Source organism: Claveliimonas bilis (genome assembly GCF_020892095.1).
In the GTDB taxonomy this organism is placed as follows: Bacteria; Bacillota; Clostridia; order Lachnospirales; family Lachnospiraceae; genus Claveliimonas; species Claveliimonas bilis.
This window is the reverse complement of sequence record NZ_AP024845.1, coordinates 1,106,249-1,122,282: the sequence shown is the minus strand read 5'-3', so window position 1 is coordinate 1,122,282 and position 16,034 is coordinate 1,106,249. Positions and strand designations below refer to the sequence as shown.

The following is a 16,034-nucleotide window of genomic DNA, read 5'->3' as shown; positions in this document are numbered from 1 at the left end:
TGCAAATTGCAGGGTGGGTTCTATTCCTGGAGGCGTTTCAGCAGTTCTTTATGCTGGATCGCACCCTGATGGTCTGCCTGCATCTGAAGCACCATATCCAGCATGCCGGAAGCGGTGCTGTAATGTTTCAGACCGATCTCGCCAAGAGCTATAAGGTAGCGGCAGTATATGGTATTCCTCATCTGGATGTTATTGGGGAATACTTCCAGTTCCGGCAGGGAGACAGCAAAGTAATCATAGGATACTTTGTCAAAGATATGTTTTTCTCCGAAGGCTTTCAGCTGGTGGTAATCCCGCTTTGCTTTGTCGGTCTGCCCCAGAGCGTCTTTGGCAAGCCCCTGATAGAGAATGGTGTCAGAGGGCTGGTCATTGTAGTACAGTGCAACGGAAGGCTCGGAAAGGCCCTCGGATGCACGGGTAAAGTATTCTTTGGCCTTTTCCTGTTCGTCCATCGCTTCGTAGCAGCGGCCGATGTAGTATTCTGCCATGTTATCCTGTACGTTCGGCAGTTTCCCTTCGCCCAGATTATCCGGATAAGTAAAGGTGTCAGTAAGAAGCCGGATTGCGTCCCGGTAGTTTCCGGCATCCATTTCCTGAAGGGCTTTTTCTGTGAGGGCATAGCGGTACTGACCGCTTACTTTGCCTTCTCCGCCTTCCCATGGATGGAAGATATGTCCTTTCAGGCAGGTGAGCGCTTTGTCATACTGTCCGGTTTTGTTCAGCAGTGTAATGTATTCCAGATAGAGGACATCTCTTTCTTCCAGAAGATGCGGATACTGTTCAAGGACGGACAGCCGCTCTTTGACAGAGACATTATTTTTGGCAAGGAGCTGGTCGTACTCCTGAAGGAAACGGGGATAGGACGGATCCAGTTCCAGCGCTTTCTTCATGACATCCAACGCTTTAGCGGGATCTTTTTCTTTATTATAGTAAGCAATGGCAAGATTGCGGTAAGGCATTGCATAGGTTCCGTCTTCCTGAACGGAAGTTTCCCACTGGGCAGCTGCAGCTGCGTACTGCTTTTTGTCATAGAATAAAAGTCCAAGATAGTAGTGTGCATACGGAGCAGTGCCAAGAACCTTTACTGCACGCTGAAGAATGACGATTTCCTCTGCTTTATTTGGGAAACAGTAGTCAGGGTTCGCTTTTTCAGCCTTCATAAAAGCGGCAGCAGCCTTCTCGTTATCCTGCATTTCTGTAAATACAAATCCCTGGTAGTAGAAAGTCATAGGCGTTTTTTCCGGTGAGGCTTCCAGAATATCTGCAGCGTCCTGGTAGAATCCCGCCTTCATATAAAGAAGGGAGAGTTCCAGGTAATTGTGAGAAGGAGAGCGCATTACATTTACCCAGGCATCCATGTCATTTTCTGCTTTTGCATTTTCGTAGAGACAGCCCATGGAAAGCGGATCGATCTCAAGGCTTTCCGCCAGGAAGCTCTTCGTGTCTCTTTCAAGAGCACGAAGAATAGCAGCTTTCAATGTGCGGGCGTTCATGTTGTGCCAGTTGTAAATGAGAGATTTGTCAATAAACTCCAGTGCCTGGCTGTAGAGGCGCTTCTTACAGCTTAAGGTAGCCAGCTGATAAAATCCTCCGCTCTGTGTTTCCATGCTCCAGGTGGATTTATACAAAGCATCAAAGGCTTTTTCATCTTCGCCTAAAAATCTGAGGGCAAGCCCGAGATTAAAGTAGCTCTCTCCGTAGTAAGGATTGGGATTTTTCCAGGTCTGTTTTTCGATGGCTTTTTCAAAATGTTCCCTGGCTTTTTCAAAATGGCCTCTCTTGAGAAGAAGCAGACCATAGCCGTTGTTCAGGCGGATATCGGTAGGATCACGGCGGAGTCCTTCTTCATAATAGTCTGCCGGCTCATAGGTTGCATGGCGGTACTGCTCCAGATGCTGTGCCCCTAAGAAAAGTTCCTCTGTGGATTTCAGTTCTTCGGGAGCAGCCAGTGGAACTGCCGGATCTGGGGTGGGTTCCAGTTCTTCTTTTATGGCCTGATAGCTTACCAGGATTTCGTTCTGCTCGGTTGTCACAGTTACTTCACAGCCGTCAGCGCTTGTAAGATCTGTGGCAAAGGAATCTTCAAAATATTCACAGGGGTCAGCGTTCAGTGTTGTTTCATAGAGCAGTTCTCCGTTTCTGGAAACAGTCAGACGAAGATTGTCAAAGCATCCGGATGTATAGAGGAGAAGATTGGCGGTTCCATCCTCTACGGTAAAGTTGATCATGGCATCCTTGGTTGCATTTTTCACTCTTCCCACGCCTTTGTAGGGCATGAAATATTGTACAAATGTTTTTTCCTCATAAGGCTTCAGCCACGTAAAGTCCGGCTGGTTGTCGGCAAAAACGCCGGTCATCAGTTCGATATACGGCCCGTCAGCGTCAGTGAGGTTGCGGTCCCAGGCACGTCCGAAATCAGCATTTCCCCATGTCCACTGTTTTTTGCCCGGAGAGATGTGGTGGTCTGCCACATGGAGAAGACCCGCTTTTTTCTCTTCATCATAGTTTCCGATAAAGTCAAAGTCAGAATGAGCTGCCATATAAGAAGTAGGAACTTTGATATTTTTATACATGGAAATATCAATTCCTGCGGAGTAATCATATTTATAGTATTCTCCCGTTGCAATAGGGAAGGTAGATACGGCGCGTTTTCCGTGATCCATCACTGCGTGCACATCCGGCGGAAAGACAGAGTAGGTATGGTCGTTTACCGGGACAGCCGGATTTGCCCACCACAGAAATGTCTGGGGAGTATCTGTGCCGTTGAACAGACGCCCCTTGATCTCTATGTAAGCTTTATCGGGATACAGGGTAAAGGAAGCCATGCCTTTTGTACCGTACATTTTATCTGTCTCGCTGACAAAAACAGTAGCAGAGCCATCTTCATTTTTGCAGAAGGAATAGTCTACAGGAGAATAAGTGCTGGGGCGATGGTGCTGGGGCCAGTTAAACTCGATTCCCCCGGAGATCCAGGGGCCGGTAAGTCCCACAAGAGCCGGTTTGATCACATGATTGTAATAGACAAAATCATAGTCGTTAGTTTTGTCATAGGCTCGCTGGATCCTTCCGCCAAGTTCCGGGAACACCATGACTTTCAGAAAATCATTTCCCAGAAAAACAGCATGATAGCTTACATCCTCTTTTTCATCCGAAATCTTCTCCGTGACAGGGAGGGGGTATACTTTTCCGCTGCTTCCCTGATATGCGCGGTTCTCAATAAACAGAGGCCCTTTTTCCGGCGGATAGACTTTATAAGTGGGGATAACGACATTTTCTTCCCAGACATTTACTGATGCGTTCATAATATTCACTCCTTATTTGTTGTGATTGATCTGTTGTCATTAAAGTATCATATCTGTCTTTGGGGAAAAATATCATATCGTTTGTAATGATGGACAATATTCCATAAAGTTGCTATTATCATAACATGATGGAAAAAAACGAGAAAAAGAAAAAAGACGGTTTTGTGGATGAGCAGTATTTTATCATTCCTACAGAGTCCTTTGGAAACTATGCAGGGCATCCGCTGATAAAGGGGATGTACCTGACGGATATCGGATTTTTTCCCAGGGCGCGCCACCACTACAGAGAAAGGGAGGAGGGGACACCGGAATATATTCTGATCTATTGTGTGGAGGGTGAAGGCTATATCCATGTGGGAGAGGAAAAATACGTGCTTCATGAACGGGAGGCGTTCTGCATTCCGGGAGGCCAAGGACACAGGTACTATGCAGATGAAAAGAATCCATGGAGTATTTTCTGGGTGCATTTTAAAGGGGAGAATGTGGGATATTTCCCGTTAGAGGAAAAGAAAGTGACAAAGATCAATTCCCGACATGCCCAGAGCCGGATCATTACGCTGTTTGATCTGTTGTTTCAGGTGCTGGAGCGCAACTATACGCTGGGAAATTTTATCTATATTTCCCAGGTGCTCATGCTGATCCTTTCAGAAATTTATTTTCGGGAAAAGGCAGATGAGGCCAGCGAACAGAACCGGCATGTCACTGCTGCCGTGAGATATATGTACAAACACCTGCATGAGAATCTGAAACTGCAGGATATTGCCGATGAGCTGAAGCTGTCGAAGAGTTATATCAATGCCGCTTTTAAGAAATATACCGGCCGTGCTCCGGTGGATTTTTTTATTAATCTGAAGATGCAGGAGGCCTGCAAGCTTTTGAAATCCACCAATCTTTATATTGTGGATATCGGACAAAGACTCGGCTATAATGATCCTTACTATTTTTCGCGGATCTTCAAAAAGATGGTAGGCGTTTCGCCGAAAGAATACCGGGAAAAAGAGCTGATCCAGCCATAAGAGAGGCAATTACTATTTATTCAGCCAGGAAGCTCGGATTGGCAGCTGACGCTGCCCATTTCGCTGCTAGCGCAGCTAAATCCTCGCTTATGGCTAAACGCCGTAGGTCTGGGAATATCCTATTTATTCAGCCAGGAAGCTCGGATTCGCAGCGTACGCTGCTGTTTCGCTGCTAGCGCAGCTAAATCCTCGCTTAAGGCTAAACGCCATATGTCCGACTACATCAGATGTCCTTCGCAAGTAAACTTGCGCGGCCATCTGATTTGTCGTACGCATGGCTGAATAAATAGGAATATAGTCCATCAATTTGAAGGATAATTAATTTTGGATGTGATCTGAAAGTATTAAGATATGGGTAAGAAATCATTCAGTGATTCGCGGAAGTTCTTTGTTTGGGAACCCGCATTCTTAAGTATTCATTTAAGGAGGAGAACGGATATGAGTTATGAAGTGCCAAAAAAAATGATCGGTATGAAACTGCCGGGAGGCGACCGGGTAGAGCAGGTGGAACAGGATGTGCCGAAGCCGGGATACGGACAGGTGCTTTTGAAAATGAAGGCAGCAAGCCTGTGCGGAAGTGACCTTAAATTTATTTATCATGAACATACGGATAAGACCGGGGGAGCAAGATATGACAATGTGATTGCAGGACACGAGCCCAGCGGCCAGGTAGTACAGGTTGGAGAAGGCGTCCTGGATTTTAAGGAAGGCGACAGGGTAGTTGTATACCATATCCAGGGATGCGGATACTGTGACGAGTGCCGGAAGGGATTTTTCATCAACTGTCAGCAGCCGGAGAGACGGGCTTACGGATGGCAGAGAGACGGCGCGCTTGCAGAGTATATGGTAGCGGATGTGTCGACCTGCATTCATCTGCCGGAATTTCTTACTTATGAAGACGGTGCCATGATTGCCTGCGGATTCGGAACAGCATATCAGGGACTTTTGAGGGCGAATGTATCAGGACGCGACCGTGTTCTTGTTATGGGACTTGGCCCTGTAGGACAGGCGGCCCTGATCCTGGCAAAGGCTATGGGAGCCGAGACGATCGGCGTTGATATTGCCAAGGAGCGCCTTGAGATGGCAAGACAGATCGGAGCAGACCAGGTATTTATGGGTGATGACGATGCAGTGAAAAATGTTATGGAATATACAGGCGGCAAGGGAGTGGAAGTTGCCATTGACTGCTCCGGAAGCGCTATCGGACGGCACAGATGTCTGGAGGTTGCAAGAATGTGGGGGCAGGTTGTGTTCCTTGGAGAACAGGGCACGGTATCTTTTGAACCAAGTCCGCTTCTGCTTCACAAAAATCTGACTCTTCACGGATCCTGGGTAACATCCGTGGCAAACATGGAGCGCCTGGTTGAATTTCTTGACCGCAAGAAGATCCATCCAAGCCAGATTATTACACATCGGTATCCTCTTAGCCAGACAGAAGAAGCATATCGTGTATTTGCCACAGGAAAGACGGGAAAAGTATGTGTAAATATGGAGATGGAATAGAAAATGAGCAATTTAGAGAAAATTGTAAAGTGGCTGGGAACGACTTCTTATGAAGGCGTCGTTCTCGGAAGAAGAGATAATTTCAAATGGATCACAGAAGAGAACGCAAATGCAGTAGTGACCAATGGGGAAGTGGGCATTGCATTTCTTGTGATCGAAAAATCCGGGAAAGTGAAGATGATTGCTGACAGCAGCGACTGCCCGAGAATGAGTGAAGAGCAGAATGCTCTGGGGGCAGAGTGTATTCTTGCCCCGTGGTATGAGACTCTTGACGGCTTTCTTGCAGACTGCTGCAGGGGAAAGAAGTATGCTTCCGATACAGGTATTTCCGATACTGTATATGTCCAGGGAGAGCTTGTGGATCTTCGGATGCAGCTTAGCCAAAAAGAGTTGGAGCGGTATCGGGAAATCGGACAGGAATGTGCCCGGATCGTAGAGAGAGTAGCGAAAGATGCGCGTCCCGGACAGACGGAAAATGAAGTGGCAGCTATGTTGAAGTGTCGGTGTATTGAAAAGGGCGTCAGCCCGGACTGTGTCCTGGTGGGAAGCGACGACCGGATTGTGAAATACCGCCATCCCGTTCCCACAGATAAGAAAATAGAAAAATCTTTAATGGTAGTTCTGGGAGGAGAAAAATACGGACTGAACATCAGTATGACAAGGATTGTCAGTTATGGAAAGCCAGATAAAGAGATTGCAGCGAGAATGAAAAAGACTCAGTATATTTTTGCGTCTATGCAGAATATGATGGAAGATGGAATGGCATACAGTGAATATTTCCGGAAGGTGCAAAAGCTTTATGATGAGGCCGGGTGGCCTGACGAGTGGAAAATGCACCATCAGGGAGGACCTACCGGATACGGCTGCAGAGAATTTGTGGTCACGCCGGATACAAAAGGCTTTCTCCGGGAGGGGCAGGCTTATGCATGGAACCCGACAATCCTGGGGACAAAATGTGAGGAGACAACCTATCTGAAAGATGGACGGGTTGAGATCCTGACAAGGACTAAGGACTGGCCGTGCACTGTTGTGGAGACAGAGTACGGAAGCCTGGATGTGGCAGATATCCTGATAGTGTCTTAAAATCAATGTGTCTGAAATAGCATCTTGTTTGAGGGCTATAGAATCAGCCTATAAGTATATACGGAAAAACAATTGGCTTTTGTCCGATAAGCTTACTATACTTAGTGATAGAGAAAATGTTCTTTGCAAAAGAAGAATTAGGAGGTAAAGAATTATGTCTATTACAGCTGAAACAGCCAAACAACATGCAAATGATCCAGCAGTATTGTGCTGCAGAGCGGAGGCAGGGATTACAATTGAAGCAGCAAATCTGGAAGATCCGGCCATCTTTGACGAACTGGTGGATTCAGGGCTCCTGTCATTGGAAGGATGTCTGAAGATTGGACAGGTATTGGGAGCAAAGCTTACAAAAACGAGTGATTCTCTTTCACCTTTGACCCCTGATAATGTAGAAGGGTTCAAAGATACGGTAGAATCAGAAGAAGAGACTAAAGAAGAGCAGGCGGAAGCGCCGGCAGCTGTGGAAGCGGCAGCAAGCGTTCAGGGAGCGGTTGCAACAGTAAAGGGAGGAAAAGTTGTAATTTCCATCAAAGAAGGAAAGGATATTTACCTGGAACTTCCTGTTTAGAGAACATATGACGGCAAAATGGCAGAGGATGTCCTGAAAATATAATTCAGCGGCATCCTTTTTTGAGTGTTCTGATTTTGTTTTGCCGGTGGATGTAAGAATTTAGAGGAAGTTGAACAAATAGAAAAGAAAATGGAGGAGAAAATTATTGAATCTGTACAAATATAGTGCTATAATAAACATGCCTTTAACAATGGAGAAACGGTGAAAAAAGAGAAATGAAAGGGAATGCAAGTAATATCCAAGTTAAACAGTTGAACAGAAACCGAGTGTTTCGCTATATTAACAGCAGAGAAAAGACGAGCATGCCGGAGATTGCAATGGCGCTGCATATCAGTACGCCCACCGTGCTTTCTATTGTAAATGAGCTGGAAAAAAGACAGATGGTAGAGGTAAACGGCGAGTTTGAATCTACCGGGGGAAGAAAAGCCAAGATCCTTACTGCTGTAAGGAACAGCCGATATGCGGTGGGGCTGGATATTACGGCAAACCATGTGAGCATTACATACACAGATCTTTCCGGTCGTGCATTGAATCACAGAAGGATTCGCAAACCCTTTGTCTATTCGGATGATTATTTTGCGGAGTTAGCCCGCCTGACAGAAGAGTTTGTGAAAGAATGGGATGTGCCTCCGGAGAAAATCGAGGGAATGGGAATTTCCATGCCGGCTATTATTAACAGCAGGGAGCAGATCATTACTAATTCTCATGCGCTGGGAGTCTATAATGTATCCTGCAGGAGCTGGACCGAGAAAATGCCCTATCGGTGTGATCTTGTCAATGATGCCAATGCAGCGGCGGTGACGGAGATCAGTGGCAGGAGAATACCGGGAAATATGGTATATTTCTCTTTGAGCAATACGGTCGGAGGAGCAGCTCTTTTTCGTGATGATCTGGGAAGGATCAAATTCTGGTCGCCATGGCAGGGAGATACTTACAGTCTTTATGAGGGAGACAATTGGAGGAGCTGTGAATTTGGTCATATGGTGATCCATCCGGGAGGAGAAAGGTGTTACTGCGGAAAAGAAGGATGTGTAGACGCCTACTGTTCCGCTTTGAAACTGGCAGACAGGACAGAGGGAAATCTGGAGAGATTTTTCCTGGAAATGGAAGCGGGCAATGAGGAGTTTCAGAAGGTATGGGAAGAATATCTTCAGAATCTGGCAATTGCTGTTGATAATCTCAGGATGTGTTTTGACTGCCGGGTCGTTCTGGGAGGATATGTGGGAAGCAACATTTCCCCTTATATAGACAGGATCCGCAGGCTGGCAGCGGAAAAAAATATTTTTGAAAAAGACGGAAGTTATATTGACGCATGCAGGTATCAGAAGGAGGCTTCGGCTCTCGGAGCAGCCATCCTGCAGATAGAGAGGTATATAGACACGATATAAAAGTGTCTTTTCCTTTCGACACTTTATTAAATACATTATTAAAGTATAAAATAAAAATCAGGAGGACATTGTGATGGAAGGAAATATGAAAGTTGCTGTGATGAACGGAATTGGAAAGATGGGATATACCGAAAGACCAATTCCTGTTCCGAAGGATGACGAGGTGTTGGTAAAACTGGAATATGTCGGAATCTGCGGCAGCGACATGCATTATTACGAGATGGGAAGGATAGGAGACTATGTGGTAGAGCCTCCGTTTGTTCTTGGACATGAGCCGGGAGGCACTGTTGTGGAAGTCGGAAAAAATGTGACTCATTTGAAAGTGGGCGACCGTGTTGCCCTGGAGCCGGGAAAAACATGCGGCAAGTGCAAATTTTGCAGAGAAGGCAAATATAATCTCTGTCCGGATGTTGTCTTTTTTGCTACTCCGCCGGTAGACGGAGTGTTCCAGGAGTATGTGGCTCATGAGGCTGCTCTTTGCTTTAAACTTCCCGATAATGTGAGCACACTGGAGGGAGCTCTGATCGAGCCTCTGGCAGTTGGTTTTCATGCGGCGAATCAGGGAGGCGCTCATATCGGACAGAAAGCAGTTGTATTTGGAGCGGGATGTATCGGCCTTGTATCTATGATGGCTTTAAAAGCAAGCGGAGTATCAGAAGTATATGTGGTTGATATTATGCAGAAGCGGCTGGACAAGGCTATGGAACTTGGCGCGGACGGCGTGATCAACAGCAAGGATGTGGATGTGCTGGAGAAAGCAAAAGAACTGACAGACGGAGAAGGTTTTGACCTTGCCATTGAGACTGCCGGAACTGAGATTACCACAAATCAGGCCATTCAGGTCGTAAGGAAAGGATCCAATATAGTTCTTGTCGGTTATGGAAAGACAGGCATGATGAATATGATGATGAGTCTGGCTCTGGATAAAGAGATTACTTTTAAGACGGTATTCCGCTACCGCCACATTTACCCGATGGCAATTGATGCGGTGGCACAGGGAAAAGTAAATTTGAAAGGAATTGCAACACATATTTTTGACTTTGATGACATCCAGAATGCCATGGATCGAAGCATAAATGAAAAAGCAGAGATTGTGAAGGCTGTTGTGAAAATTGCTAAATAATACCCAGATTGCTAAATAAATAACATTATGCAATTTATATAAAATGTTAAAAAAATAATTGTGAAATATTGCATCTTGTACAAAGAAAAAGAGTTGTATATAATTAAATGCATAAAATAGATTTGTAAAACCATTTTATTAAAGAAATAAATAAAACTAATTTCTTTAATAGGAAAGGCTGAAAGGAGCAAAGAAAATGGGAATTATTGAAAGCATGAGACTTGATGGAAAAGCAATCTATGTAACAGGAGGCGCAAGCGGAATCGGAAGATGTGCGGCAATGGCTTTTGCAGAGGCAGGAGCTGATGTGGCGATCGTAGATATCAATCTGGAAGGAGCTGAAAAAGTAGCAAAAGAAATTGCAGATGCTACAGGCTCAAAGACAATTGCGATCCAGGCGGATGTAACCAACCAGGAACAGGTTGAAGCTATGGTTGCAAAGGTTGTTGAGACATACGGAAAGCTGGATGCTGCTTTTAATAACGCCGGAATTTGTATCAATGTTCCAGCAGAAGAAATGACATATGAGCAGTGGAGAAAAGTAACCGATATCAATCTGAACGGCGTATTCCTGTGCGCGACAGCAGCAGGAAGACAGATGCTGAAACAGGGATACGGTTCCATTATCAATACAGCTTCCATGTCAGGACATATCGTAAATGTACCTCAGCCACAGTGTGCATACAATGCATCTAAGGCAGGCGTGATCCTTCTGACAAAATCTCTTGCTGTTGAATGGGCGAAAAAAGGCGTCCGCGTAAACTGCATCAGCCCGGGATATATCGGAACAGAGCTGATCCTTGAGGCAGAACACCTGAAACCTCTGATGGCACAGTGGAATGAGATGGCTCCGATGGGAAGAGTTGGAAAACCGGAAGAACTTCAGTCAATTCTGGTATATCTGGCAGGAGATACAAGTACATTTACAACAGGATCGGACATTGTTGTGGACGGAGCATTTACCTGCTTCTAAAAACTTCTAAAGGCCAGAGGTTATTTATTGCGATAGCTATTAGCAGAGGCTATAAAAATATTTATTTTCAAGGAGGAAAATGTATGAAGAAGAAAGTTGTAAGTATTTTGCTGTGTGCGGCTATGGTTTCAGCAATGGCGATGGGTTGCTCATCAGAAGCGCCGGCAAGCGACAGCGGAAGCGAAGACAGCGGTTCTGAGGAAGGCGGGGATGGTTCTCTGACGATAGGAATTACGATCCAGTCCCTTAAGAACGACTACTGGGCAGGCGTTATGTCCAAGCTGGAAGAACTCATGAAAGACAAAGGATATGAGTATACTCTGATCGACTGTGAAGACAACGCTGCAACACAGGTTGGACAGATTGAGAACTTTGTTACAACAGGTGTGGACGTAATCATGGTTCATCCATCCGATCCGGACGCTATTGAAACGGCTTGTAAGGAAGCCCTTGACGCCGGTGTAAAAGTAATGTGCTGGGATGATGAGATGGAAAACACCACAGCCAACTGGGTACTTGACAATACAGCCCTCGGTGAAGAGATCGGAAAGCTGGCTGCTGAATTTATCAACGAAAACTTTACAGCAGATGATAAAGCAGAAGTATGCGTTATCGGATATCCTTCTACAAAGGTTCTGTTAGAGAGACAGCAGGGTATTGAATCCGGACTGGAAAAATACTGTGAAGATAACTATGAGATCGTAGCAACAACAGAAGGTCTGGAAGCTCCGGAATCTCAGACAAACGTTGAGACAGTTCTTCAGGCGCATCCTGACTGCCAGGTATTCGTTGGAACAGGTGCAGGCCCGATGAACGGCGCAAACCAGGCACTTCTTCAGCACTACGGCGGAGCTGGAAACATTCCGGAAAATGTTGGAGTATTTACAACTGACGTTACAATGCAGCAGTTAGACTCCATCAAAGCTGGCGATGAAGCAGCAAAAGGTATCGTAGGATTTGAAGGTTCCAATACAGATACAGCATCTGCTTGTCTGGAAATGATTGAGAAAGTTGCAGCAGCAGGCGATGATGATTTCCAGGGAGAAGATCACAATACATTCAGACCGACATCTGTTATTAACATGGATAACATTGATGATATCCTCGCAGGAATGTAATAACAACCTTCGGTAACAGGAAGACAAGATAGAGGCGGTGTATTCCGCCTCTAAATAATATAAGCCACAGGGGGACGAACATGAGTGAAGAATATGTATTGCAGTTACAGCATATAAGAAAAGAATACCCGGGTGTTGTTGCGCTGAAGGATGTTACATTGGAGTTGAAACCGGGAGAGATACTGGCCCTTATCGGCGAAAACGGAGCCGGAAAATCTACCCTGATCAAATGTTGTTCCGGAGCAGTTATCCCCACCTCCGGGAAGATCATAGTCAATGGAAAAGAATTTACAAGCATGACACCGCAGCTGGCAGCAGAGAATGGAATTGCGATTATTTACCAGGAATTTAATAACGTAAAGGAACTGTCGGCAGCAGAAAACTTATTTTTGGGAAGGCCTATTAAAAAAGGAATTGTTATCGACAAGGCGGCTATGGAGAGAGAGGCTGCCAAAGCGTTTGAACAGTTGCATATTAAAATTGACCCGAAGGCTCTGATGAAGAATCTGACCGTCGGATATCAGCAGATGGTGGAAATTGCCAAGGCAATCCAGCAGAATGCGAAGATACTGATTATGGATGAACCTTCCGCACCTTTGACAAGCGCGGAAGTTGAAAGTATGTTTGAAGTGGTGGAAAGACTTCGGAAAGAGGGAGTTTCAATTATTTATATTTCTCATCGTCTGGAAGAAATCTACCGTCTGTCAGACAGAATTGTTGTTCTTCGTGACGGCGAATACATCAAGACTCTTATTACAAAAGAGAGTCATGTCCAGGAGCTGATCAAGCTTATGGTAGGACGTGAGCTGACACAGACCTATCCGCCGAGAGGAGACTGCATAGACGAAAATGAAGTAATACTGGAATTGAAAGATGTGACCGGAAACGGTGATAAAAATATCAGTCTGAAGGTACATAAAGGTGAGATTCTCGGTCTTGGAGGCCTGGTTGGAGCGGGACGTACAGAACTGGCGCAGATGATTTTCGGCGCAGTAAAAAAACAGTCCGGAGAGATATATTTTAAAGGCAAGGAAATTAATCCCAAGAGTCCGAGAGAAGCAATTGATATCGGAATTGCCCTTGTACCTGAGGACAGAAAGCGTCATGGCGCACTTTTGGGAGTGTCTATTAAAAACAATATCAATATGCCGATCTATCAGAGAAACTCGACTTTAAGCGTGATCAATTCCAAAGTTGAGAGAGAAACTGCAGAGAAATATGAAAAGAGTATGGCGATCAAGACTCCGTCGCTGCAGCAGCTTGTCAAGAATTTAAGTGGTGGTAATCAGCAGAAGGTTATTCTGGCGAAATGGCTGGCTGCTGATGCAGAACTGATTATTGTTGACGAGCCTACAAGAGGTATTGACGTAGGCGCGAAGTATGAAATCTATAAGCTGATGAACGAGCTGGTAGAAAAAGAAGGAAAGGCGATCATCATGATCTCTTCCGAAATGGAGGAGCTTATGGGTATGTCTGACCGTATTGTTGTTCTTTCAGAAGGAAATATGACCGGTTCTCTGGAGAAGAGTGAGTTCAGCCAGGAAACGATCATGGCATATGCATCCGCAGCGAGAATGGAGGAGGGTTAAACCATATGAAGAGTAATGTAGGATCTAAATTAAAAGAACATGCCATCTGGATTGTATTAGTAGTCCTTGTTATTGGATTTACGGTGGCAAACCCAAGATTTGTAAACCCAAGCAATATATTTACACTGCTTCGTCAGGTGGCTGTATTTGGTATTGCTTCCATCGGTATGACATTTGTTATTTTGCTGGCTGACATCGACCTTTCTATCGGTTCGATCATGTCTTTTGTAAATGTTGTCTGTGCTTACCTGATGGTAAATGCCGGAGTAAACTGGATTCTGGCAACACTGATTACTTTAGTACTCTCTACTTTGGTAGGTGTACTGAACGGTTTTATGGTATCCACTATCGGCATCCCGGCCCTGATTGCGACCTTTGCGACACAGACCGCCTTTTCGGGATTGACGTATATCATTTGTGATGGTATGCCGATCTATGGATTTACAGAATCTTTCAATGTATTTGGCCAGTGGTATGTAGGACCTGTTCCGGTTCCTGTTATTATCATGATTATCTGCTTCATAGTAGGAGCTTTTATCCTGAACAAGACCTATTTCGGCCGTTATTTCTATGCGGTTGGAGGTAACCCGGAGGCAGCGAAGCTTTCCGGTATCCGTGTAGGAAGAGTAAAATATCTTGTATTTGCACTTTCCGGATTTTTCTCAGGACTGGCAGGTATCGTGCTTCTGTCCCGTACAGCTTCCGGTGCCCCGAATGCAGGAACAGGCTATGAATTTAAAGTAATCACCTGTGTTGTACTTGGCGGTGTGTCCGTAGCCGGTGGTTCCGGTAGAATGTCAGGCGTTGTGGCCGGTACATTTATCATCGGAGCGCTCCAGAACGGTATGGTTCTTATGAACATCGACAGCTATACACAGAACATCGTTATGGGTATTGTGCTGGCACTTGCAGTTGGATTTGACTGTATCCAGAATAAAAAGCAAGCAAACTAAATTCCATATAGGCCAAGAAAATCCCGGCAATGTTATATTGCTGGGATTTTCTGACAATATGATGTTTTTGCCAGAGGAGTTGCTTTCTTCAGAGGAACAAAAGTTGACTTTTAGCGTGCAGAATAGTAGTATTAAATTGTATATTTTTGAACATTGAGAGGTTAAAATTTTGAAAAAGAGTCAGTTGATATATCATTATATAAGAGAGCAGCAAGCTGTCTCGAAACAGGACATTGTTGTGGGGCTGAAGCTCAGCCTTCCTACAATTACCCATAATCTTCAATATCTTGAAGAGTTGCATCTGATTGATACATCCGATAAAATCCGAAATACCGGCGGAAGGAATGCAACAGCTTACTCTTACGTGAAAAATGCAAGGGCAGCTATTGGTCTCTATTTGACAGCGCATCATATTAATTGTGTATCAGTGGATCTCTCGGGGGATGTGATCCAGATGATTCGGAGGAAGCGTGATTTTAATCTGGATGATGATGGATATTTGCAGGAAATCGGCGTGATCGTCGAGGAGGTAAAAAGAAAATCTAAAATAAAAGACAAAGATTTTCTGGGGGTTGGCATATCAGTTCCCGGCCTGGTCTCGCAGGATGGAGAAATTGTCACATATGGAATGACCCTGAATTTCGGCGGAAGAACAAGGGAAGGAATCGCCAAATATATTCCCTACAGAAATAAGCTGTTTCACGATTCGATTGCAGCAGGGTATGCAGAGGTGTGGAAAGAGCAGGATATACAGAATGCCTTCTACTTAAGTCTCAGTAACAGTGTGGGAGGAGCAGCGCTGTTTGACAAAAAGATTTATGAAGGAAACAGCCAGAAGGGCGGAGAAGTGGGCCATATGACAGTTGTGCCGGAAGGCGGGGAACAGTGTTACTGTGGCCGTAAGGGGTGTTTCGATACCGTGTGTCGTTCTACGCTTCTGGATCAGTATACAGATGGAAACCTGGAACGGTTCTTTGGACTTCTGGATGCCGGAGATGCAGAGGCAGTTAGATTGTGGGATAAATATTTGGACAATTTGTCGTTGGGAATCCACAATCTTCGGATGTTGTTTGACTCTGATATTATTCTGGGCGGATATGTAGGAGCTTATATTGAGAAATATATGGAAGATCTCTGCGACAGGATAGATATGAGAAATCCGTTCGGGGATCCGGCCAGGGAATATCTTGTTCCTTGCAAATATAAAGTGGAAGCGGCAGCTGCCGGAGCAGCGATCTATTTTATTGATGAATTTTTTGAAAGTATTTGATAAAAAATTAACTGGGGACGTAACAAAGTTTAACTTTGTTACGTCCCCAGTTGCGTTTATCCCCGGGTAAAATTGCAGACACCCCCGGGCAAAACTGCGCTTTGCCAAAATTGCGTTGACAACAAATTGGTATTATAATATAATA

At 45.1% G+C, this 16,034-nt stretch carries 11 protein-coding genes and 1 pseudogene; 11 read left to right on the top strand and 1 reads right to left on the bottom strand.

What is annotated here, in order from left to right:
- Positions 1-20: 20 nt before the first annotated feature.
- The gene (locus EUBC25_RS05610; RefSeq protein WP_230107190.1) at positions 21-3,302 is read right to left on the bottom strand and encodes a DUF5107 domain-containing protein; all 3,282 of its coding nucleotides are present in this window, start codon (positions 3,300-3,302) and stop codon (positions 21-23) included.
- 125 nt (positions 3,303-3,427) lie between these two features.
- Here EUBC25_RS05610 and EUBC25_RS05605 point away from each other — a divergent pair, with 125 nt between their 5' ends.
- From EUBC25_RS05605 to EUBC25_RS05555, 11 genes and pseudogenes are all read left to right on the top strand, one after another.
- Positions 3,428-4,318, top strand: a complete 891-nt coding sequence (locus tag EUBC25_RS05605) for a helix-turn-helix domain-containing protein (protein WP_230107189.1) — start codon at positions 3,428-3,430, stop codon at positions 4,316-4,318.
- Between the two features lie 438 nt (positions 4,319-4,756).
- A complete protein-coding gene (locus tag EUBC25_RS05600; RefSeq protein WP_230107188.1) occupies positions 4,757-5,821 on the top strand; it encodes a zinc-dependent alcohol dehydrogenase family protein in 1,065 nt (354 codons plus the stop codon).
- A 3-nt stretch (positions 5,822-5,824) separates the two neighbouring features.
- Entirely contained in the window at positions 5,825-6,904 is a 1,080-nt protein-coding gene (locus EUBC25_RS05595) for a M24 family metallopeptidase (RefSeq protein ID WP_230107187.1), read from the top strand.
- A gap of 154 nt (positions 6,905-7,058) precedes the next feature.
- Positions 7,059-7,469 (top strand): annotated as a pseudogene (locus tag EUBC25_RS05590) (D-proline reductase (dithiol) proprotein PrdA); the annotation flags it as partial.
- Between the two features lie 221 nt (positions 7,470-7,690).
- Entirely contained in the window at positions 7,691-8,863 is a 1,173-nt protein-coding gene (locus EUBC25_RS05585) for an ROK family transcriptional regulator (RefSeq protein WP_230107186.1), read from the top strand.
- A 73-nt stretch (positions 8,864-8,936) separates the two neighbouring features.
- On the top strand, positions 8,937-9,986 hold the full coding sequence (locus EUBC25_RS05580; RefSeq protein WP_230107185.1) for an NAD(P)-dependent alcohol dehydrogenase: 1,050 nt from the start codon (positions 8,937-8,939) through the stop codon (positions 9,984-9,986).
- Positions 9,987-10,182: 196 nt separating this feature from the next.
- Positions 10,183-10,959 carry an SDR family oxidoreductase gene (locus EUBC25_RS05575; protein WP_230107184.1) on the top strand — a complete coding sequence of 259 codons (777 nt, stop codon included), beginning with the start codon at positions 10,183-10,185 and terminating at the stop codon, positions 10,957-10,959.
- An 83-nt stretch (positions 10,960-11,042) separates the two neighbouring features.
- The gene (locus EUBC25_RS05570; protein ID WP_230107183.1) at positions 11,043-12,077 is read left to right on the top strand and encodes a sugar ABC transporter substrate-binding protein; all 1,035 of its coding nucleotides are present in this window, start codon (positions 11,043-11,045) and stop codon (positions 12,075-12,077) included.
- 80 nt (positions 12,078-12,157) lie between these two features.
- Positions 12,158-13,666 carry a sugar ABC transporter ATP-binding protein gene (locus EUBC25_RS05565; protein WP_230107182.1) on the top strand — a complete coding sequence of 503 codons (1,509 nt, stop codon included), beginning with the start codon at positions 12,158-12,160 and terminating at the stop codon, positions 13,664-13,666.
- A gap of 5 nt (positions 13,667-13,671) precedes the next feature.
- Positions 13,672-14,619, top strand: a complete 948-nt coding sequence (locus EUBC25_RS05560; RefSeq protein ID WP_230107181.1) for an ABC transporter permease — start codon at positions 13,672-13,674, stop codon at positions 14,617-14,619.
- Between the two features lie 169 nt (positions 14,620-14,788).
- On the top strand, positions 14,789-15,889 hold the full coding sequence (locus tag EUBC25_RS05555) for an ROK family protein (protein ID WP_230107180.1): 1,101 nt from the start codon (positions 14,789-14,791) through the stop codon (positions 15,887-15,889).
- Positions 15,890-16,034: the final 145 nt, after the last annotated feature.

Bases quoted from the DNA above. Each gene is read 5' to 3' on its own strand.
- EUBC25_RS05575 (WP_230107184.1), top strand. From the start codon at position 10,183: ATGGGAATTATTGAAAGCATGAGACTTGATGGAAAAGCAATCTATGTA.
- EUBC25_RS05585 (WP_230107186.1), top strand. From the start codon at position 7,691: ATGAAAGGGAATGCAAGTAATATCCAAGTTAAACAGTTGAACAGAAAC.
- EUBC25_RS05600 (WP_230107188.1), top strand. From the start codon at position 4,757: ATGAGTTATGAAGTGCCAAAAAAAATGATCGGTATGAAACTGCCGGGA.
- EUBC25_RS05595 (WP_230107187.1), top strand. From the start codon at position 5,825: ATGAGCAATTTAGAGAAAATTGTAAAGTGGCTGGGAACGACTTCTTAT.
- EUBC25_RS05560 (WP_230107181.1), top strand. From the start codon at position 13,672: ATGAAGAGTAATGTAGGATCTAAATTAAAAGAACATGCCATCTGGATT.
- EUBC25_RS05570 (WP_230107183.1), top strand. From the start codon at position 11,043: ATGAAGAAGAAAGTTGTAAGTATTTTGCTGTGTGCGGCTATGGTTTCA.
- EUBC25_RS05565 (WP_230107182.1), top strand. From the start codon at position 12,158: ATGAGTGAAGAATATGTATTGCAGTTACAGCATATAAGAAAAGAATAC.
- EUBC25_RS05610 (WP_230107190.1), bottom strand. From the start codon at position 3,302: ATGAACGCATCAGTAAATGTCTGGGAAGAAAATGTCGTTATCCCCACT.
- EUBC25_RS05605 (WP_230107189.1), top strand. From the start codon at position 3,428: ATGATGGAAAAAAACGAGAAAAAGAAAAAAGACGGTTTTGTGGATGAG.
- EUBC25_RS05580 (WP_230107185.1), top strand. From the start codon at position 8,937: ATGGAAGGAAATATGAAAGTTGCTGTGATGAACGGAATTGGAAAGATG.